The sequence below is a fragment of the Bacillus sp. FSL R5-0434 genome (genome assembly GCF_038004745.1).
GTDB classification, from domain to species: Bacteria; Bacillota; Bacilli; order Bacillales; family Bacillaceae; genus Bacillus; species Bacillus halotolerans.
This window is the reverse complement of record NZ_JBBORV010000001.1, coordinates 35,001-53,908: the sequence shown is the minus strand read 5'-3', so window position 1 is coordinate 53,908 and position 18,908 is coordinate 35,001. Positions and strand designations below refer to the sequence as shown.

The window sequence follows — 18,908 nt, the reverse complement described above, 5'->3', positions numbered from 1 at the left end:
ATATTTTAAGATCAATATAACTTAACATACGGATTTAATCAAGAGCGTTCTGTTCGCCGATCATTCTCACCGCATATACCTGATCGCAGAAGCCTCTTAACCCGTTATAAATCCTCTGTACCTTAGACTCATACTGAACCAGTCCAAACACAGTCGGGCCGCTTCCGCTCATTAACACAGCATCTGCACCAAAGCGTTTCATCTGGTTTTTGATCATCGCAACTTCAGGATGCATATCAAGCGTTACAGACTCAAGCACATTGCCTAAACGGCTACACATCTTTTGAAAGCTCTTTTCCTCAATCGCGTCAATCATACCGTTTACATCCGGGTGTTCCACCTCATCAAGCTTCAGCTGTCTGTAGACCTCGGCCGTGGAAACGCCGATTGTCGGCTTCGCCAAAATGACCCAGCAATGCGGAGGCGGGCTGATGTGTTTGATCTTTTCACCGCGTCCGGTGGCAAGCGCAGTTCCGCCATAGACGCAAAACGAGACGTCTGAGCCAATTTCCGCGCCCAGCTCCGCCAGCGTTTCTGCAGAAAGATTTAAATTCCACAGTCTGTTCAGTCCTCTGAGTGTTGCCGCCGCATCACTGCTTCCGCCAGCAAGGCCTGCAGCCACCGGGATCACCTTAGTGATCATGATGGAAACTCCCTTTTTCACGTTGTATCTGTCTTTGACGAGCTTGGCAGCCTGATAAGCTAAGTTTCTTTGGTCATCGGGCACAAAGCGGTTGTGGGATGAAACCCTCACTACATCTTCTGCCAGCTCCGTCAATTCAATCCGATCGGCTAAATCAATTGTCGTCATAATCATTTCGACTTCATGATAACCATCCGGGCGTTTTCGGGTAACGTCGAGTGACAGATTGATCTTGGCTGGCGCTTTTTCTAAAATACGCATAGCTTTCACCTACTTCTCCATCTAAACATAAGTATGAACATTGTATCACATTTGAAGTACGGGATGAACATATCCATATTGGAGCTATTATGTATTTACATCCAAAATCAAAAACCGGGGAACCATACGTCCCCCGGGTCACATTCCTTATCGGTTATTCTGATTCTGAGCCATTTGCTGTTCGGCGATTTCAATTGCCCGTTTTACCATGTTTCCGGCATCGCGGGCACGAATGCCGCCCCAACCTTCATTTTTTACAGTGTCGTAAAAACCAAGGTCCTTAGCCAGCTCATATTTAAACTCATCTGACATAACTCCACGACGTCTGCCCAAACGAAACAACCCCTTTTTTAGAGATGATAACGATTCGTGCACGTCACGATAAAATGTGACCGTTTATATCTTTTGTTTAATGACAGTGAAAATATCGAGAGAATTAATGGAAACCAAAAAAAGGCAAAACAAAAAGCAGTAAACAAAAAGTTCACTGCCCGTTAAAATGCTACTGAACTTGCCGCGTCATCATTAAATGTCAGCTCAACAGTCTCAGTCAAAATATCAGCATAACTGTATGAAACTCTTTCAAACGAGTTCTCGTCTTGATCTAGTTGTATCACAAAAACAGCAGGGTACGTCTCAGCTAAAATGCCCGAGCGCTCAATCGTTTTTCGGCGGCCACCGTTTGCTTTTAACGTCAGCCTTTTACCTAAATTTCCATCAAGCGACCTTTTAATATCGGACAACGTCTTCGCCATTGCATCCACCTCACTACATTTATTGTACAACACGAGCCCATTTTTGTCAAATAAAATTTAAATTATATCAACGTTAATAAGACGTTGTCAACAAAATTATTTTGACAAAATTCTATGATTCCTCAAATATTTTCCGCAAGTTTCGGTAAATTATGTATCATTATGCAAAATAAAAACCCCGAATAAATCATCTATCCGGGGTTAATTGGACTTATAAGGCATTCCGACCCTCAGTACTCCTCTTGTTTCAATGCCTCCAAGTCCTTTCTCTCTTGTCAGTGTATTCCGAAGCACTTCCCATACATTGATTCGTTCCATAAAAGGCGTAAAGCTGATTTTCGCTACGATATATACAGGATCAAGAGCGTGAATGTTTACTCTTGAAGGAGAACTCGCGAAATTCGCCCCCGCTCTTATTAGTGATTCAAAGTGGGATTGGCAAGCCCCCGCAAAAATAACAAGCTGATCTAAGTGAGGGATTTTTTTTCGGGCTTTATGAACTGTTTCGACAAAGTGTTTTGAATGTCTGTATGCGCTCAAATCATCAATGCCGCCCTTTTGCTTGGAGTATGCATCATGCCCGGTAATCACCAAGATGTCAGGTCGATATTTGTCGAGCAATTCTTCTATAGAAGCAGACATTTTCTTTTCGTGGCAATGAATGCCGTAAACCGGCACACCGATTTTTTTATAGACACTCAGGCATTTTTTTAAATACGCCTCATCACCATCCATATGAAGCACCTTGCCCGGCATATGAAAATAGTGCTCCTGATGCTGATACTGGCTTGTTGCATAGTACTCCTGTTTCTCTCTCAGCAGTTTATAATCCTGACGGAGCAACTCAAGTGATTCATTCATTCTGCTTTCATCTTTCTTTTTTCGCATCAGCTGCTCATCTTTTTGCACGGCCACCAAATCAGAAAAATACGCATCAGCAATCAGCCTGACTTCGTCACCATGCAAAATGGCGATTGAATTCCCTGTACTTGTTTGCTCTATCCCTATAATGCGAAACAAAACATCCATTTGATAGGATTTTCTGGCTACCATATCCCCTATTTGAAATTGCACGTTCCTCACTCCACACATAGACTAAGCCTCATCATGAAAGAAAGAGCCTTGAGAAAAGCGCCTTTTTTCGCTGAGTGCAAGTTTTTCTTATCATTGAATTTTAAGGTCCTTCTCTAGCCTATGTAGCGGCAGTCCATGTGGTGCGAAAACAAAAAGCCCTTTTAAAAAAGGGCTTTGTACAATCCGTTAGACAGCGCAGCGAACTCCTCAATAGACAAGGATTCACCTCGGCGCTTGCCGTCAATATTCGTTTCTTCCAGCACTTGCTCGATCGTTGGTTTTTTTGCTTTTCCATCAGGCAGATTGTTCACTAAGTTATTAAGCAATGTTTTACGGCGCTGAGCAAAACTCGCCTTAATTAACTGAAAGAAAAAGGCTTCGTTTTCTACATCCACTGCCGGGCCGTCGCGGCGAATCAGCCGAATGACTGCTGAATCTACATTAGGCTGAGGAACAAATACCGTTTTCGGAACGATCATCACCGTTTTGGCCTCTGTATAAAATTGCACAGCAATAGAAAGTGAACCGTATTCCTTAGATGAAGGATCAGCTGCCATACGTTCGGCCACTTCCTTTTGCAGCATAACGACAATCCCCTTCAGCGGAAGGTTTTCTTCAAGCAGCTTCATGATAATCGGCGTTGTCACATAATAAGGAAGGTTGGCTACAACCATCACCTCATCACAGTCCTTAAATTGCTCTTCAATGACCGATTTGACGTCAGCCTTAAGCACATCTTGATGAATGACAGTGACATTGTCATAAGGGGAGAGCGTGTCTTTAAGGATCGGCAATAAACGCTGATCAATTTCAAATGCCACGACCTTTTTCGCCCGCTTGGCAAGCTGTTCAGTCAAAGCCCCGATTCCCGGGCCGATTTCAATGACACCGGTTTTCTCTGTCACTTCGGCGTGGTCGACAATTCTGTCTAAAATGTTCGTATCGATTAAGAAATTCTGTCCCAAACTCTTTTTAAAAGAAAAACCGTATTTCTTCAGTATCTCTTTCGTTCTAATCGGTGTCGCAATATCTTTATTCATTCTGTTCCTCCCGCATGACGGTATCGAGCGCACTCATAAAATCACTTTTTTTAATTTGAAACATTTGCAGCCGTTTTTGAAGCTGTTTGCCATTTGTATATCCGATTTTCAGCAAATCACCAAGACGTTCACGGCGGCGCTTTGCTTCAGATCCGCCAATCAGCCCGGCGTGAATCAGGTCTTCAGCAGAAATTTCACTCGGCTGTGCTTCCATTTCTTCGTGCACGTTTTCTAAACATGCCCTGATGCTTTCAATCGATGCGTGTTCTACGCCAATTCCCCGTTTGTTCTTAGGTTTCGCAAGATGCTTTGGCAAAAATGCATGCTTACAGCCAGGTACAGCCTCGGAAATGGTTTTTCGTATTTTTTCTCCCGGGAAATCCGGATCCGTTAAGATAATGACTCCTCTGGTTTCCTGGGCCAAACGGATTTGTTCAATTACATGATCACCGATGGCTGAACCATTTGTTTCAATTGTGTCTGCATCAACAGCCAATTTGATGCGGGCCGTATCGTCACGCCCCTCGACCACAATGATCTCTTTAATTTTCATTATTTCCTCCAAGACAAAATAAAAACTTTTGTATATTGATGAAACTTTTTCATATTTCGAGCGTCTAATAAGCAGAAAATACACTTCGTCTATTATAACGAAAAAAACAGAGGGCGCAAAACCCTCTGTATAGATAAGTATATATTAATTCAAGATTTTAATTTTAACTGTTTTATTTCCCCATCGGTAAGCCGATGATTTCTCAGGGAAAAAGACATCTATTTTATTGCCTTTAATCGCTGAGCCCGTATCAGCAGCAACAGCGTATCCATATCCTTCAACGTGGACTTTTGAGCCTAGCGGAATGACATTTGGATCTACTGCGATGACTTTTGCATTAGGATTATTTTTCAGATTAACGCCTGTAGCCGTATGTCCTGAACATCCGCTGCAACTTGCCGTATAAGCCGTAGATGATACTGTCATGACTTTGCCGGTTGATTCATTGCTCCGAGACACAACTGGTTTTGAATCGCCAGAAGCACTGACCTTTTCAATCTTCGGACTGCTTTGCTTTGTGCCGATCGCAACCACTTTATCTTTGCTTTGCTCGGCTGTTTCTTCTTTTACAAGCTCTCTGGAAACTTCTTCGCCGTTTTCCTTTACGACTTCATAATGTTTTTTGAGCTTGCCTTCTTTTCCTTTTTGGACGACCTTTTCTTGCCCTTTTTCAAGAGATGCGTCTTCTTGTTTTTTCACATCAAACGCTATTTTCTCTTCAACTACATCGGTGACCTTTTCGATACGAGTTATTGTAATATCAGCCTTTCCTTTCGTTAGCTTTTCGTCTAACGCAGGCTTGATTTTATCTTCGTCTTTTATGTTCATCTTTTGCTGTTTTAAAAAGTCAGCGACCGTAGTCGAAGTCGTCCAGATCTTCTTTTCTTTCCCCGCATCGTTCACAGTGACTTGGAACGCAGGTTCTATGTTAATTTTCATGTCTTTCGAAACTTCTGTATCTATTGCAGGGTCAATTTGATCGTGTTCTTTCACATCAACATCTTGTTCGTCCAGTAATGCACCGACCGTTTTTGCTGTTGACCATAATGTCTTTTCTTCCCCGTTTAAAGTAAGCTTCACAGGTTTTGCAGCCTCATACACAACATTCATATCTGCTGTTATCTGTGTCTTTTTAGCAGGTGTGATCTTATCTTCGTCTCTTGTCTTTATATCGAGTGTTTCTAAAAGATCACCGACTGTTTTTGCATGTGTGCGTATATTTTTCTTTTTGCCGTTGATAGAAACTGAGACTGATTGTTTCGTCAGCTCATGAGCTGCGTACGCAGTCCCGCTTCCCGCCAGCAGCAAACAAGCAGCAACCAGAATGACTTTGCTTTTGCTAAGCTTTACGGAAAACAGCTTTTTCATTTTTTGTGTGATGAAAAACGCCTCCTTCTCCTCGGAGAGATTATATAGAGTATCTAAAAGGCTGTCAACCCTCCCTTCTCCTTCTCCTAAAAGCTCAGTGTCTTCTTCATTATCCTGAAACACACCGAGAAACGGAAGAAAGACTTGTCGACAAACCTATCCTATGAGGAGAAGAAAGCATGTAGAACTTTTATGGAAAAACGCCGGAACGGACAAGCTCTTACAAAACCTGCTAGCGTTTTTTGTCAGTTTATACGGAAAAGTCTTTTTGCATTTTCAGTCGTGATTGATGCAATTTCTTCAAAGGTTGTTCCTCTTAATTCAGCAATCTGCTCCGCCACATATTTTACATAGCTTGGCTCATTTCTTTTCCCTCGAAAAGGAGTTGGTGTAAGAAACGGACAGTCAGTTTCAATCAGCAGCCTATCATTCGGAATTTCCTTTACAACTTCCTTCGGTTTCTTCGCATTTTTGAAGGTGACAGGACCGCCAAATGACAAATAAAAATTCATCTTCATACATTCTCTTGCAACTTCGATACTGCCCGTAAAGCAATGCATGATGCCGCCGACTTCGTCTGCGCCTTCCTCTTTCAAAATGGCAACAACATCCTCTGTCGCATCACGGTTGTGAATAATAATAGGAAGATTGACCTCTTTCGCCAAGGCAATTTGTTTTCTGAATACTTCTTTTTGAACATCTTTAGGAGATTTATCCCAATGATAATCCAGGCCCATTTCTCCTATCGCTACCACTTTTTCATGAGCAGAAAGCTCTTTAATCCAAGCCAAATCTTCCTCTGTCATGTCAATGGCATCAACTGGGTGCCAGCCGATGGCTGCATAAATAAAATCATATTCCTCAATCATTTCCATCGCCCGGGTAATGGTCGGCCGGTCAAAACCGACGACTACAATACGGTCCACTTTTTCAGCTTTCGCCCGCTCAATAACCTCTTTTAGATCTGTGTTGTATTGTTCTGCATTTAAATGCGCATGTGTGTCAAATAACATAAATGAAAAACTCCTTTCTTGTCGAAACACAAAAGGTGTTCGACGAATTGTTACACGTGAAACACCTTTTGTTTATCATTATTTAATTCTTGTGCCTTTTGGTAAGGACTGATCGATGGATACGACTTTTAATACGCCGTCTGCTTCTCCTGCAAGGATCATTCCTTGAGAAAGCTCTCCTCTCAGCTTAACCGGTTTTAGATTTGTTACACATACGAGTTTTGTTCCAATAAGCTGCTCAGGCTTATAATGTTTTGCAATGCCGGATACGACTTGGCGTTTCTCAAAGCCTAGATCAAGCTGGAGCTTCAGTAAGCGGTCTGCTTTTTTCACTGGCTCTGCTTCGATGACCTCTGCCACACGAAGTTCGACATTCATGAACTGATCGATCGTAATTTCAGGTAAACGGTCTACCTCTTGCGGCTCTTCTTCTTTTTTCTCTTCTTTAGCTGGAGCTGAGCCTTGCATTTTCCCTTTGATGTATGCAATTTCTTCTTCTGCCTCTAAACGCGGGAATAACGGTTCGCCTTTTTGCACTTTTGTATCTTTAAGCTGGCCGAAAGCAGTAATGCTGTCCCAGGCTTTTAAAGCATCATCCGTGATGCCCAGCTGCTCAAACATTTTTACCGGTGTTTTTGTCAGGAACGGCTGAAGCAGTACGGCTGAAATACGCAATGATTCAGCAAGGTGATACATAACCGACTGCAGTTCTTTTTCTTTTTCAGGATCTTTGGCAAGAACCCATGGAGCCGTTTCGTCAATGTATTTATTTGTACGGCTGATCAACTGCCATAACGTTGAAAGAGCCACCGAGAATTCCATATTTTCCATTGCTTTTTCATATGATTTCACTGTTTCCTCAGCCACAGAAGAAAGCGTCTGGTCAAATTCCGTTACGGCACCTTTATAAGAACCGATTTGTCCGTCAAAATATTTATTGATCATAGCAACAGTACGATTCAAAAGGTTACCTAAATCATTCGCTAAGTCATAGTTAATCCGTTCAACAAAACCTTCCGGCGTGAAGACACCGTCAGATCCAAATGGCACTTCGCGAAGCAGGTAATAACGAAGCTCGTCTAAACCGTAGCGTTCGATGAGTGTGACTGGATCAACAACATTGCCTTTGGATTTCGACATTTTTCCGTCTTTCATCAAAAGCCAGCCATGCGCAAATACTTGCTTCGGCAGCGGAAGATCCAGAGCCATCAGCATAATCGGCCAATAAATGGTATGGAATCGCACAATTTCCTTACCAACTAAATGAACATCGGCAGGCCAATATTTTTGATATAGCTCATCATTTTCTGTATCATAACCGAGTGCTGTTAAATAGTTGAATAGTGCGTCGATCCAAACATACACAACATGTTTTGGATTTTCCGGCACCTTCACACCCCAGTCAAATGTGGTGCGTGAAACAGCTAAATCCTCAAGGCCGGGTTTGATGAAGTTGTTAATCATCTCGTTTTTACGTGACTCCGGCTGAATGAAGGTTGGGTTTTCTTCATAGAATTTTAAAAGACGGTCAGCATATTTCCCCATACGGAAGAAATAGGATTCCTCTTTGATCAATTCAACAGGGTGCCCGCTGTCAGGGCTTTTCCCGCCAATAACCTCTCCCTTTTCATTTCGTTCAATATCCACAAGCTGAGTTTCCGTATAGAATGTTTCATCAGGGATACTGTACCAGCCCTCGTATTCATCAAGATAGATGTCCCCGTTATCAAGAAGCTTTTGAAACACCTTTTCTATGACGACTTTATGCCGTTTTTCAGTTGTGCGGATAAAGTCATCATTTGAGATTTCAAGTTGTTTCCACAGTTTCTGAATATCTGCCGCTGCGCGATCCACATACTCCTGAGGCGTAATGTTTTCCTGTTCAGCTTTTTGCTGAATCTTCTGCCCATGCTCGTCCGTTCCCGTTAAATAGCGAACATCAAAGCCTTTTAATCGTTTGTAGCGAGCCATTGCGTCACCCGCGACTGTCGTATACGCATGGCCGATATGTAATTTTCCGCTCGGATAATAAATCGGTGTTGTAATGTAAAATGTATTGTTTTCTTGCGGCATCTTGAAACCTCCCAATCAGAATGTCAAAAAGCTCCCGCCCAAAGGACGAGAGCGGCGATAAGTGCAAATCATATATGATTACCTATTTTTATATTTATCCTTTATCTATGATACCATCTTAGCCTTTAAGATCAAGGATATATACGTATGCCCCTAAAAAGAATAATTAAAATTAAAAATGTTTAATGAAAATAAAAAAAGTCTGTTCATGTCGAATTTTGTCGTATATAATCTTACGGTATAAAAAACCTTGGTTCGAAAGTCTTGATTTAAAAGGATTTTTCATAGGATAATAGCTTTATTAGAAAATTATAAAATGCTGTTATTCCGGTATTTTCAAAGCCATTACTGACTATAAGAACTAAATCTTACAATCAATAGTAAACAAAAGGATTGACGATTATTGGAAACCTTGTTATGCTATGAAGGTAAGGATTTTGTCGAATAATGACGAAGAAAAATATAATTTAAACAATAATTATCTCTTGGGAGGAGAATGTTTATGAAATCTACTGGTATTGTACGTAAAGTTGATGAATTAGGACGTGTAGTGATTCCTATCGAACTGCGTCGTACTCTTGGAATCGCAGAAAAAGATGCTCTTGAAATTTATGTTGATGATGAAAAAATCATCCTTAAAAAATATAAACCAAACATGACTTGCCAAGTAACTGGTGAAGTTTCTGACGATAACCTTAAACTTGCTGGCGGCAAATTGGTACTAAGCAAAGAAGGCGCTGAGCAAATCATCAGCGAAATCCAAAACCAGCTTCAAAACCTTAAATAATCATTTTTTACACAAAAAACGTTCTTGTTATGACACAAGAACGTTTTTTTTATTGCTGAATATGGTATGCATCATACATTTCACGTTTTGGGACGTTACGATCTACAGCCGCTTTTTTAATGGCTTCTTTTGATGTCGCTCCCTTTGAGATGTAATGCTCGACATGTTCTTTTGCAGATAGGTTCTCCCACCAATGTGTTTCTTCATCTGCTTCCTCAGCTTTATTGCCTTCGACCACAAGACAAAACTCACCGCGGATCTGATCCTCATTTGCCCAGTCTATCACTTCGGATATTGTTCCTCTTATAAACTCTTCATATTTCTTAGTGAGTTCACGGGTCACCGCAATGTCCCGATCTCCTAATATGTCTAACATCACAGACAGGGTTTCCTTCAATCGGTGAGGTGCTTCATAAAAAATAATCGTTTCTTGCCGTTTTTTGAGGACATCGAGTTCTTTCTTCTTTTCTTTTTTCTGCCTGTTGAGAAATCCGTAGAAAAAGAAAGGCTGCGGTACAATTCCTGAAGCGATCAGCGCTGTTAATGCGGCATTGGCCCCCGGCAGAGGAACAACATAACCGCCCATTTCCGTAAAGTCCTTGACGATTTCCGCTCCAGGATCAGAAATTGTCGGCAGTCCGGCGTCACTGACCAGCGCTATGTTTTTCCCGGACTTCAGCCATTCAATGATTTTGTGGCCGCTGCTTTCTTTATTATGTTCGTGATAACTGACAAGCGGTGTTTCAATTTCATATACATGGCAAAGCTTTTTTGTTTGCCTCGTATCTTCTGCAGCAATCGCATCCACTGATTTAAGCGTTTCGATCGCACGAAATGTCATATCCTCTAGATTTCCGATAGGTGTCGGAACCAAATAAAGAATCCCCATATCCGACTTTCCATTAAAGCTCATCTGGCGCCTTAACATATACAGCCTCCTTGCTGTTCCGTTTTTCTTCTATATAAAGCTCTTTTTTTCTGCGGGTCAGTTTTTTAAAGTAATATTCCGCCTGCATGGCTTCCCGCTTCGTTGCAAATGCCTCAGCAAAAATTAAATCAACCGGGCGTCTCGCTTTTGTATACTTTGCGCCCTTTCCATCGTTGTGAGTTTTCAGCCGTTTCTGCAGATCGTTGGTATACCCTGCATACCAGCTGTTGTCTTTGCACTGTACAACATAAAAGAAATGGTTATTTGTCTCCATATAAAATGGTCCTGATTTCTTTTGTGTATTCGTTTTGTTCGTTATACACGAACAGCGGAGGAAGTATTTTCAAATCTGGCCGCCCGCCTTTTATGCCTTCAACCAAAATGGTATTGGCTTCCTTCCCTTGTTTCGGATAGACAAACTGAACACGCTTCGGCTCAATTTGATAAGCCTTCATCAATTCAAAAATTTCGAGAAGCCGGCCCGGACGGTGAACAAGCGCCGCCTTTCCTCCTTGCTTTAGCAATTTACTGCTGACTGAAATGACATCTTCCAATGTACAGTGAATTTCATGTCGTGCGATACGGAGATGTTCATTCAAATTTTGTTCGGCCTGTTTCGGTGTTTTAAAATAAGGCGGGTTGCAGGTAACAACATCATATCTATTATGCCCCAGCTTTTCAGGCATGTTTTTCAGATCATCATGTATGATCTGAATTTGATCCTCCAGTTTGTTATATTCCACACTGCGGACAGCCATATCATGCAATCTTTCCTGAATTTCAACACCAAGGATATCTGCTTTTGACCTTGTACTCAGCAGCAGCGGCACAATGCCGTTGCCGGTGCACAGATCAACAATTTTTCCTTTTTGAATCGGAACATAAGCAAATTTGGAGAGAAGCACAGCGTCCAATGAAAAAGCAAACACCGTTGGACTTTGTATAATCTTCATATCCTCTGCCAGCAAATAATCTAATCTTTCATCGTCATGTAATGAAACCATTTTCTTATCCTTTCCAGCACCTTTGAAAAAGGCTTCCGTCTGATGCGGAAGCCTTTTTCCTTATTTTTTATTTAAGAATGACAGACAGAAAAGACAATCTTCTTTTCTGACGCTTCCATAGTGGACGTTACAGATATGGAATCCTTCCTGATACAGACGTGCCAGATTATCATATCCTTCCCCTATATCAGCTTGCTCTGTTTTCTGTGTTTTTGATTCTTTTTTATCAGCTTTAAACTTTTCAATCTGCTGCGTCGTATCGTCCAGCCGTTTACGCAAATGCTTATTTTCAAGCTGTAAATGATGATTTTCTTCAATCATCTCACCGATATGCTGCTTTAAATCCCCCAGCTGCCGGTAAAGCGAGCCGATTTGTTCTTCTAAGTTAATGACGGTATCAAATAACTCTTTTTTATCCAAGGTTCCACACCTCGTTAATCTGTGGTTTGTGCGGATACGACGCCCTCTTCCAAGAGCTCTTCCCAAGTATATTCTATCACTTTTTCACGGTTCATCAGTTCCACCTGAAGCACCCGTTCCAGAATATTCAGCCCGACGACTTTTGCAGGCCCGTTTGCTGTCGTAATCATTTCCCCTATATCCGGAAGCTGTTCCTTTGCAGTCTCATACTCATCGTTTTCGTATTTCAGACAGCACATCAGACGTCCGCAAAGACCAGAAATCTTTGTTGGATTTAAGGATAGGTTCTGATCCTTCGCCATCTTAATGGACACAGGTTCAAAATCTCCGAGGAATGTTGAACAGCAAAGCATTCTGCCGCAAGGGCCGATTCCTCCGAGCATTTTTGCCTCATCTCTCACCCCAATCTGGCGAAGCTCAATCCTTGTTTTAAAGATGGAGGCTAAATCCTTTACAAGTTCTCTGAAGTCTACTCGGCCGTCAGCAGTGAAGTAAAAAATCACTTTATTACGGTCGAACGTAAACTCCACATCGACCAGCTTCATATCCAAGCCGTGATCTATCACTTTCTTTTGGCATATTTCAAATGCTGATAAAGCTTCTTGTTTATTTTCTTCTACAATGAGAAGATCGCGCTCGTCAGCCACGCGTATCACTTTACGGAGCGGAAGCACAACATCATGCTCATCCACCTGTTTATTCGCGACAACAACCTGGCCGTACTCAACACCTCTGACAGTTTCTACAATTACGCAGCTGTCTTGTTCTATATGAAATCCATTCGGATCGAAATAATATATTTTACCCGCTTTTTTAAAGCGGACGCCAATTACATTGTACAAGCTTATCCCTCCTGCAACATTAACACCAAGTGCTCCATTAATCCCTGCACATTCACATTGGAATGAAGCCGTTTCTTTGCTTCTAAAACAGCAAGTATCTGGTTCGTAACGCTTTGTTGTGTTGATTGTAGCGCATGCTGTTTTATTGATTGGAATAAGTCTTGATAAATCAATTTATCTTCATTTCCTATTTGGATGGACAACACATCGCGATATATCAATAAGAGCATATCAAGACCCATTTCTTGATGGGTTTTTTCTTTGAAAAAGGGCATCCATTGATCTTGAATAAAGAAAAAGGCATGTCCTTTCCGCTGGTGTAAGACTTCATACAATTTTATCACTTTCGCTCTAGACTCTGCAAACTCATCATTTCGACTTAATTCGACTGCTTCTGCTACATTGTTGGTCATGTTCGCCACGAGCCTCGCCATATGAGGCAAGACATCCTGTTCTATCAGTCGGTCTTCAATTGCTTTGGGCTGCAAAGGCTGAAAAGGAAGGGTTTGGCATCTTGAAATGATGGTATCCAATAACCTTTGAGGCTGCTCAGTGATAAGGATGGCCATTGTGTCTCTGTTCGGTTCCTCTAAAAACTTCAGCAGGCTGTTTGCCGCATTAGCCGTCATTTGATCTGCATGGGATATGATGTACAGCTTTTTATGCGATTCAAGCCCTGTTTTAGAAAACTCTTCTTGCAGCGCTTGAATTTGCGCCTTTTTAATCGATAACCCATCAGGCTGGACCAGATGGAGATCAGGGTGGTTCCCCGACTCAATCCGCTTACAATTTCTGCAGTTCTCACAAGGCTCTGCTCCGTCTTCCAGACAAAAAAAGCTTTTCGCAAGAAGCATTGCGGCCTCCAGCTTGCCTGTTCCTTTTTTGCCCTCAAATAAATAAGCGTGTGATAGTCTGTCCTTCTCAATACTATTATATAAAAGCTTCATTACTCTGGGCTGAAGCTCGGTCATTTCCTTCCAGGATATTGCCATTGTATCACTCTCTATGTGTAAAGGTTAATCAATAAACCTTTTATTTCGCCAATACGCTCCAGCAAATCAATTGCCGGTTTTTCCTGATCCATCATCTCTTCAGTAAGCTTTATCAATTTCTCGTCTATTTCTTTCACAAGTCCCAGCGTTCTGCTGTTTCCGTAAAGATCAAAGCTTTTCGACGTTTCATGTGAAAGGCCGCTGTCAACAGCTTCTTTGACAAAACGTTTCACAAGCCCTTTAAATCTTGCCAAGTCTTTAAAATTCCGTGATTTCGTCAGTCTTTTCCCAAATGCTTCTATGTCCGTTAACATCCTGGTCAGCTGATCAAACTTCAATTTGCTGCTTTGGTTCTCCATTGATGTTTTAAAAGATGCTGAAATCTCAGCTGTTTTCATAGAAGGAAGCTGCTTATTATCTATAAATGTGCGTATATCTTTATTAATTTTCACAGTTTCAAATCCTTAAAATTGATGAAATTCATCGACTGGAAGGACAAACACTGTCGCTCCGCCAACTTCAACTTCGACTGGATAAGGGACATATGAATCAGCATTTCCGCCCATTGGAGATACAGGAGCAATCATCTGATCACGTTTCTGTCCGTTTTCTTTAATGAGGCTCAATGCTTTATCGACCCGAATATCCTCGACACCAATCATAAACGTTGTATTTCCTGATTTAAGAAATCCTCCCGTCGTCGCAAGCTTTGTGACTCTAAAGTTGTGATCTGTTAAAGTTTTCAAAAGTCTGTTGCTGTCCTGATCTTGTACAACTGCCACTATTAATTTCATCTGTAAAGGCCTCCTTTAGATTGGAAACAACAATGATCTCGTTTACATTATTATATCAACTAATGAGAAACAGGTCACAATTGAATTTTTTTCAACGCTTCTTTGATAACCTTTAGAACGTCCTGAACAACGAGGTCTTTCGATTGTGCTGCATCAACTGAATGAAATCTTTCTGGAAAACGTTTCATCAGCTCCCGATAACCTTCCTGAACCTTTGTATGGAAGCTCAACTTTTCCAGATCGAGCCTGTTTTTCTCCCGAGAGCCGTTCGCATCAATACGCTTCAGGCCCTCTTCCGGATCAATTGAAAAATAAATTGTGACATGAGGCATCATATCCCCAATGGCGAATTGGTTAATCGAAAGAACCTCATCAATCCCAAGGCCTCTTGCATATCCTTGGTATGCGAGTGAACTGTCTATGAATCTGTCACAAAGTACAATATGCCCCTGCTCTAAAGCAGGTGTTACTTTTTCAACTAAATGCTGACGTCTTGCAGCTGCATATAAGAGAGCTTCTGTTTTCGGATCCATTAACGTGTTGTTTTCGTTTAGAATAACTTCTCGAATTTGTTCTGCGATATCTATGCCGCCTGGTTCCCGTGTTGCTGTAACCTGAAGGCCTTCTGCTGCCAGTATCTTTTTTATTTCCTGCAAGACAGTCGTTTTTCCCGCGCCTTCAGGACCTTCAAAAGTAATAAATAAACCGCTCATGATTTCTCCTCTTCTATATAAACAAGTAATTGCTTCTCATTGATTTTCATATTCCCTTGAACATGCGTTTTCATGCTGATCAAGCGGCTGAGCTTTTGCACGCTTTCCCTTGTGATTCTTTCGCCAGCCATAATCATCGGAATTCCCGGCGGATAAGGTATAACATCCTCTGCATTCAGCCGGCCTGCCGCTTTATCAAAACCCACATATTCTTTCTGTAACGTGTTTAAAACCTTTTTTGGATAAGGCATTACAGTAATAGGCTGTGCTTCCCATTCTGCAGAAACATTCATCTGGTCCGATGGAGTCTTTTCGATCTCATGATCAATTTTCTTAATTGTTTCAGAATCGATTCTCTGTTTTCCTCCCAAAGGGAGAACAAGCAACACCTGATTTTCATCGGCAAGCTCTGTGAATATGTTGACACACTCAAATATTTTTTGCAGTGTAAAACCTGAATGGCCGCATTTGGAACGAATGGTGAGCTTCAGCGGATCCGTTGTAATCCGTTGATTGGCCGGTTCAACCGCTTCAGCATATGCAAGTGAATCAAACGTTTGTTTAATCGATTGAATATGCTGCAGAACGTCAGAAAGCTTTTGTTCATCTATCATATGCTGCAGATAAGCGCGGGCAAGATCCAATGAAGCCATTATCGGATAAGACGGGCTGCTGCTTTGTAAACGATTCAAGTAATCCGCTACCCGGTTCCGTTCAATCCTGTTGCTATTGAGGTGCAAATAAGACCCCATCGTCATGGCAGGCAGCGTTTTGTGCGCCGACTGAACAACAATATCCGCTCCCATTTGCAACGCTGAAGCCGGGAAAGGCTTCCCTAAAACAAAGTGCGCGCCATGCGCTTCATCCACCAGCACAGGAATCCCGTATTGATGGGCCTCTGAAATGATTTCAGTCAAATCTGCGCTATGTCCATAGTATGTGGGATTGGTCAGCACCAACCCCTTCGCATTTGGATATGCCTTTAGAGCTTCTTTTATCGTATCAAGCGAAACATGCGTAGGCACATGCATTATTTCATCAATGTCAGGTGCGAGATAAACCGGCTCAGCTCCAGCCAAATCAACAGCATGAAAGACAGATTTATGGCAGTTTCTTTGGATCAGGATCGTATCTCCAGGATCACAAACTGATAAAATCATCGCTAAGTTTCCGACAGTCGTGCCGTTCACAAGAAAAAAACTTTCTGCCGATCCATACAATTGGCTGACAAGATCTTGGGCTTCCTTAATCACACCTGAAGGATGATGCAAATCATCAAGCCCGGATAGTTCAGTCAGGTCAATTGTAAGAAGCGGGTTGTATATGGTCTTAGCCTCATCAAAAAAGACATCTCCATTGTGATGTCCCGGAACGTGAAATGAATGAGAATTCCTTCTCGCATGTTGAATCAGTGCATGATATAAAGGTGTGTTCATTAAAACAATCCCTTGAATGTGTATTCTTACTCTTTATTATATCGTTCCTATGACAGAACTTAAAGCTAAGACTTACTGGTAAACTACCTTTCCTTTATCGCGAGCAGCTTTTGCTTCAAATCGCCTTCCATCATCATGAGCTCTTCTTCAGCCTGTCGGCGTTTGAGCCGCCCTTCTTCTTGAATCGTCAGCGTTTCTTCAAGCGTACTGATTAAGCTTTCCTGCACCTTCTTTAAAGTATCAATATCAACAATCCCTCGTTCGTTGGCTTTCACTGTTTCAATTGTATTCGTTTTTAAAAGCTCCGCGTTTTTTAGCAAAAGGTCATTTGTTGTATCGGATACTTTTTGCTGTGCATCCACAGCGTTTCTCTGCCGTAAGAGTGTCAATGCAATCGCTACTTGGTTTTTCCAAAGCGGGATTGCAGTTACAATGGATGACTGGATTTTTTCAGCTAATGCCTGATTCGTATTTTGAATTAACCTGATTTGCGGAGCGCTTTGTATGGTAATTTGCCTGCTCAAGAGCAAATCGTGTACTCTTTTATCCAGTCGGTCAGCAAATTGGATCAAATCGTTTACTTCTTGAACGGCCATTTGATTATGTTCACTTGATTCGGCCTGTCGTTTCAGTTCAGGAATTGTTTTCGTTCTTAATTCATCCAGCTTTAATTCACCAGCAGCAATATAAACATTCAGTGCAGAAAAATATTCTTTGTTTTTATCATATAACTGCTCTAACAGCTTATTATCACTGAGTAATGCATTTTTTGAATGCTCAAGTTTTAAACTGATTCTGTCTATCTGCACACTGGTCTTTTGATACTTTGACAGTACCTCCTGAAGAGAATGAGACACTTTCCCAAACATGCGTGCCAAGAAACCTTTTTTCTTAGACTGCAGTTCATCTGGATTTACTTGTTCCAGCTTTTTCATCAGCTCACCAAGGATTTCACCGATTTCCCCGACGTCCTTCTTTTGAACATGATCAATCATCGTATGAGAAAAATTCAGCAGCTTAGACTGAGCTTGTGAACCATATAAGACAATACTGTTCATATTGTTATGATCAATCTGTTCAGCCAGCTGGTATGCTTTTTCTTTGTTTTCTTCTGGCAGAACATCGACAAGCCGCACTGGCTGCTTCCCTGATTCGACAGCCTCCCCCTTTGGTATTTCGATATCTCCAAAAGGGTCTGCCAACAATCCGTCTATTTGAAGTTCGCTTCGATCTTTATTCACCGTCCTTGCCCCTTCCGTTATTTTTTCAAAGAATGCTTCGCTGCATCTAATTCAAATTGCAGTTCACCAATTTCGTCGCCCATTAATTGAGTTAAATCTTCTTCTAAACGCTTCGTCAATTCAGCAAGTGTGATACGCACTTCACTCAACGACATCGAAAGCTCTTTGTTTTTTTTCGGATGGGAAGAAAGAAAAGCATATTTCTCAGTCAGTTCCACAACAGAATCTAGAGTCTGATAAAAGAAACGCTCAGCCCGATAAAACCGTTTTGGCTCTTTTTTGGTTAATATATAGATCCTTCTGACAAGTCTCAGCATCTCTGCATTTTGCTTAAACATCTGAATACTTTTCGCCTGAAATAAAGCTTTTCTAAGACGGATTATTTTTTGCCTTGCTTCCTCAAGATTTTTCTTGATGTACGCATATTCTCTTCCCGTCAGTTCATGTTTTTTAAGAAATAACCGTCTTGCATTCCATAAACCCGCTGTGTATACGAGAGCTGCTGATGAGGCGCCATATACAAAAGATAAAAAAAGTGATTGGTTTAAACCAAAAAAACTCAATAATCCTATGAAAACAAAAGTCGCACTGCTTGTGAAACTCCATATCAAAAATTGAAGAAATTTATGCATCACTTCATCGACTCCTGTGAGTATTTCATATTTAACATTATTATCTACTACGTTTAGTCCCTAAACAAGTTTCATGTTCTTTTATCGTATCCATTGCTTTATATAAAGTGAAAAATGGTACAAAAAAAGACCTTCTCAGGTCTAAGAATATAATGGCGGTGTATGAATGCTCTTTAGTTTTTTGACATAATAGGCATAGTCAGGATCGGAAGTTGCTGTAGAAATTACTTTTCTCTCACAATCTAAGCATATGAATTTTGTATAAAGATGAATCCCTCTGCTTTTCTCTTGTTCGCAAATAATACATGTTTGATGGTGTTTAACCGTTTCGTCCATCGT

The 18,908-nt window shown here is 41.4% G+C and carries 23 protein-coding genes; 1 reads left to right on the top strand and 22 read right to left on the bottom strand.

What is annotated here, in order from left to right; all coding sequences use genetic code 11:
* Window positions 1–34: 34 nt before the first annotated feature.
* From ispE to metG, 9 genes are all read right to left on the bottom strand, one after another.
* Window positions 35–904: a 4-(cytidine 5'-diphospho)-2-C-methyl-D-erythritol kinase gene (gene ispE, locus NYE43_RS00290; protein WP_024123617.1), complete on the bottom strand. Its 870-nt coding sequence runs from the start codon at window positions 902–904 to the stop codon at window positions 35–37.
* Window positions 905–1,051: 147 nt separating this feature from the next.
* On the bottom strand, window positions 1,052–1,237 hold the full coding sequence (locus NYE43_RS00285) for a small, acid-soluble spore protein, alpha/beta type (protein WP_010332697.1): 186 nt from the start codon (window positions 1,235–1,237) through the stop codon (window positions 1,052–1,054).
* 161 nt (window positions 1,238–1,398) lie between these two features.
* Window positions 1,399–1,659, bottom strand: a complete 261-nt coding sequence (gene veg, locus NYE43_RS00280; protein ID WP_024123616.1) for a biofilm formation stimulator Veg — start codon at window positions 1,657–1,659, stop codon at window positions 1,399–1,401.
* 201 nt (window positions 1,660–1,860) lie between these two features.
* Entirely contained in the window at window positions 1,861–2,733 is an 873-nt protein-coding gene (gene prtG / locus NYE43_RS00275) for a sporulation-specific protease PrtG (protein ID WP_024123615.1), read from the bottom strand.
* Between the two features lie 161 nt (window positions 2,734–2,894).
* The gene (gene rsmA, locus NYE43_RS00270; RefSeq protein ID WP_024123614.1) at window positions 2,895–3,773 is read right to left on the bottom strand and encodes a 16S rRNA (adenine(1518)-N(6)/adenine(1519)-N(6))-dimethyltransferase RsmA; all 879 of its coding nucleotides are present in this window, start codon (window positions 3,771–3,773) and stop codon (window positions 2,895–2,897) included.
* Window positions 3,766–4,326, bottom strand: a complete 561-nt coding sequence (gene rnmV / locus NYE43_RS00265; protein WP_044153503.1) for a ribonuclease M5 — start codon at window positions 4,324–4,326, stop codon at window positions 3,766–3,768. Before rnmV ends, rsmA begins: the two co-directional genes overlap by 8 nt.
* A 144-nt stretch (window positions 4,327–4,470) precedes the next feature.
* Window positions 4,471–5,694: a G5 and 3D domain-containing protein gene (locus tag NYE43_RS00260; protein ID WP_024123612.1), complete on the bottom strand. Its 1,224-nt coding sequence runs from the start codon at window positions 5,692–5,694 to the stop codon at window positions 4,471–4,473.
* Window positions 5,695–5,939: 245 nt separating this feature from the next.
* Window positions 5,940–6,707, bottom strand: coding sequence for a TatD family hydrolase (locus NYE43_RS00255; protein ID WP_103672540.1), 768 nt, complete (start codon window positions 6,705–6,707; stop codon window positions 5,940–5,942).
* A 78-nt stretch (window positions 6,708–6,785) separates the two neighbouring features.
* Complete coding sequence (gene metG / locus NYE43_RS00250; RefSeq protein WP_024123610.1) at window positions 6,786–8,780, bottom strand: methionine--tRNA ligase; 1,995 nt, start codon at window positions 8,778–8,780, stop codon at window positions 6,786–6,788.
* A gap of 496 nt (window positions 8,781–9,276) precedes the next feature.
* On the opposite strand from metG, the gene abrB reads away from it, so the two are divergent.
* A complete protein-coding gene (gene abrB, locus NYE43_RS00245; RefSeq protein ID WP_003226760.1) occupies window positions 9,277–9,567 on the top strand; it encodes a transition state genes transcriptional regulator AbrB in 291 nt (96 codons plus the stop codon).
* A gap of 49 nt (window positions 9,568–9,616) precedes the next feature.
* On the opposite strand, the gene rsmI is transcribed toward abrB, so the two are convergent.
* The 13 genes from rsmI to NYE43_RS00180 form a co-directional block, all read right to left on the bottom strand.
* Complete coding sequence (gene rsmI, locus NYE43_RS00240; RefSeq protein WP_059334656.1) at window positions 9,617–10,495, bottom strand: 16S rRNA (cytidine(1402)-2'-O)-methyltransferase; 879 nt, start codon at window positions 10,493–10,495, stop codon at window positions 9,617–9,619.
* Window positions 10,470–10,769 carry a GIY-YIG nuclease family protein gene (locus tag NYE43_RS00235; protein WP_010332689.1) on the bottom strand — a complete coding sequence of 100 codons (300 nt, stop codon included), beginning with the start codon at window positions 10,767–10,769 and terminating at the stop codon, window positions 10,470–10,472. The genes rsmI and NYE43_RS00235 overlap by 26 nt, the downstream gene beginning before the upstream one ends.
* The gene (locus NYE43_RS00230; RefSeq protein WP_069487697.1) at window positions 10,756–11,499 is read right to left on the bottom strand and encodes a tRNA1(Val) (adenine(37)-N6)-methyltransferase; all 744 of its coding nucleotides are present in this window, start codon (window positions 11,497–11,499) and stop codon (window positions 10,756–10,758) included. The genes NYE43_RS00235 and NYE43_RS00230 overlap by 14 nt, the downstream gene beginning before the upstream one ends.
* A gap of 60 nt (window positions 11,500–11,559) precedes the next feature.
* Entirely contained in the window at window positions 11,560–11,919 is a 360-nt protein-coding gene (gene yabA, locus NYE43_RS00225; RefSeq protein WP_010332687.1) for a replication initiation-control protein YabA, read from the bottom strand.
* 14 nt (window positions 11,920–11,933) lie between these two features.
* Entirely contained in the window at window positions 11,934–12,761 is an 828-nt protein-coding gene (ricT, locus tag NYE43_RS00220) for a competence/sporulation regulator complex protein RicT (protein ID WP_010332686.1), read from the bottom strand.
* Between the two features lie 2 nt (window positions 12,762–12,763).
* On the bottom strand, window positions 12,764–13,753 hold the full coding sequence (gene holB / locus NYE43_RS00215; RefSeq protein ID WP_326374425.1) for a DNA polymerase III subunit delta': 990 nt from the start codon (window positions 13,751–13,753) through the stop codon (window positions 12,764–12,766).
* An 11-nt stretch (window positions 13,754–13,764) separates the two neighbouring features.
* On the bottom strand, window positions 13,765–14,205 hold the full coding sequence (locus NYE43_RS00210) for a YaaR family protein (RefSeq protein WP_024123606.1): 441 nt from the start codon (window positions 14,203–14,205) through the stop codon (window positions 13,765–13,767).
* Window positions 14,206–14,217: 12 nt separating this feature from the next.
* Window positions 14,218–14,547: a cyclic di-AMP receptor DarA gene (darA, locus tag NYE43_RS00205; protein WP_003218295.1), complete on the bottom strand. Its 330-nt coding sequence runs from the start codon at window positions 14,545–14,547 to the stop codon at window positions 14,218–14,220.
* A 74-nt stretch (window positions 14,548–14,621) separates the two neighbouring features.
* Window positions 14,622–15,260, bottom strand: coding sequence for a dTMP kinase (gene tmk, locus NYE43_RS00200; RefSeq protein WP_101860946.1), 639 nt, complete (start codon window positions 15,258–15,260; stop codon window positions 14,622–14,624).
* A complete protein-coding gene (locus tag NYE43_RS00195) occupies window positions 15,257–16,696 on the bottom strand; it encodes an aminotransferase class I/II-fold pyridoxal phosphate-dependent enzyme (RefSeq protein ID WP_341060563.1) in 1,440 nt (479 codons plus the stop codon). Before NYE43_RS00195 ends, tmk begins: the two co-directional genes overlap by 4 nt.
* Before the next feature lie 83 nt (window positions 16,697–16,779).
* On the bottom strand, window positions 16,780–17,937 hold the full coding sequence (locus NYE43_RS00190) for a toxic anion resistance protein (protein WP_341060561.1): 1,158 nt from the start codon (window positions 17,935–17,937) through the stop codon (window positions 16,780–16,782).
* A gap of 17 nt (window positions 17,938–17,954) precedes the next feature.
* Window positions 17,955–18,569, bottom strand: a complete 615-nt coding sequence (locus NYE43_RS00185; RefSeq protein ID WP_339237522.1) for a 5-bromo-4-chloroindolyl phosphate hydrolysis family protein — start codon at window positions 18,567–18,569, stop codon at window positions 17,955–17,957.
* Between the two features lie 141 nt (window positions 18,570–18,710).
* Window positions 18,711–18,905 (bottom strand): sigma factor G inhibitor Gin, encoded by a 195-nt coding sequence (locus NYE43_RS00180; RefSeq protein WP_326323722.1) that lies wholly within the window; start codon window positions 18,903–18,905, stop codon window positions 18,711–18,713.
* Between the last annotated feature and the right edge of the window lie 3 nt (window positions 18,906–18,908).

Excerpts from the sequence above, each read along its gene's own strand:
- ispE (WP_024123617.1), bottom strand. The coding sequence starts at position 904 with ATGCGTATTTTAGAAAAAGCGCCAGCCAAGATCAATCTGTCACTCGAC.
- veg (WP_024123616.1), bottom strand. The coding sequence starts at position 1,659 with ATGGCGAAGACGTTGTCCGATATTAAAAGGTCGCTTGATGGAAATTTA.
- rsmA (WP_024123614.1), bottom strand. The coding sequence starts at position 3,773 with ATGAATAAAGATATTGCGACACCGATTAGAACGAAAGAGATACTGAAG.
- rnmV (WP_044153503.1), bottom strand. The coding sequence starts at position 4,326 with ATGAAAATTAAAGAGATCATTGTGGTCGAGGGGCGTGACGATACGGCC.
- NYE43_RS00260 (WP_024123612.1), bottom strand. The coding sequence starts at position 5,694 with ATGAAAAAGCTGTTTTCCGTAAAGCTTAGCAAAAGCAAAGTCATTCTG.
- NYE43_RS00255 (WP_103672540.1), bottom strand. The coding sequence starts at position 6,707 with ATGTTATTTGACACACATGCGCATTTAAATGCAGAACAATACAACACA.
- metG (WP_024123610.1), bottom strand. The coding sequence starts at position 8,780 with ATGCCGCAAGAAAACAATACATTTTACATTACAACACCGATTTATTAT.
- abrB (WP_003226760.1), top strand. The coding sequence starts at position 9,277 with ATGTTTATGAAATCTACTGGTATTGTACGTAAAGTTGATGAATTAGGA.
- rsmI (WP_059334656.1), bottom strand. The coding sequence starts at position 10,495 with ATGTTAAGGCGCCAGATGAGCTTTAATGGAAAGTCGGATATGGGGATT.
- NYE43_RS00235 (WP_010332689.1), bottom strand. The coding sequence starts at position 10,769 with ATGGAGACAAATAACCATTTCTTTTATGTTGTACAGTGCAAAGACAAC.
- NYE43_RS00230 (WP_069487697.1), bottom strand. The coding sequence starts at position 11,499 with ATGGTTTCATTACATGACGATGAAAGATTAGATTATTTGCTGGCAGAG.
- holB (WP_326374425.1), bottom strand. The coding sequence starts at position 13,753 with ATGGCAATATCCTGGAAGGAAATGACCGAGCTTCAGCCCAGAGTAATG.
- darA (WP_003218295.1), bottom strand. The coding sequence starts at position 14,547 with ATGAAATTAATAGTGGCAGTTGTACAAGATCAGGACAGCAACAGACTT.
- tmk (WP_101860946.1), bottom strand. The coding sequence starts at position 15,260 with ATGAGCGGTTTATTTATTACTTTTGAAGGTCCTGAAGGCGCGGGAAAA.
- NYE43_RS00195 (WP_341060563.1), bottom strand. The coding sequence starts at position 16,696 with ATGAACACACCTTTATATCATGCACTGATTCAACATGCGAGAAGGAAT.
- NYE43_RS00185 (WP_339237522.1), bottom strand. The coding sequence starts at position 18,569 with ATGCATAAATTTCTTCAATTTTTGATATGGAGTTTCACAAGCAGTGCG.
- NYE43_RS00180 (WP_326323722.1), bottom strand. The coding sequence starts at position 18,905 with ATGGACGAAACGGTTAAACACCATCAAACATGTATTATTTGCGAACAA.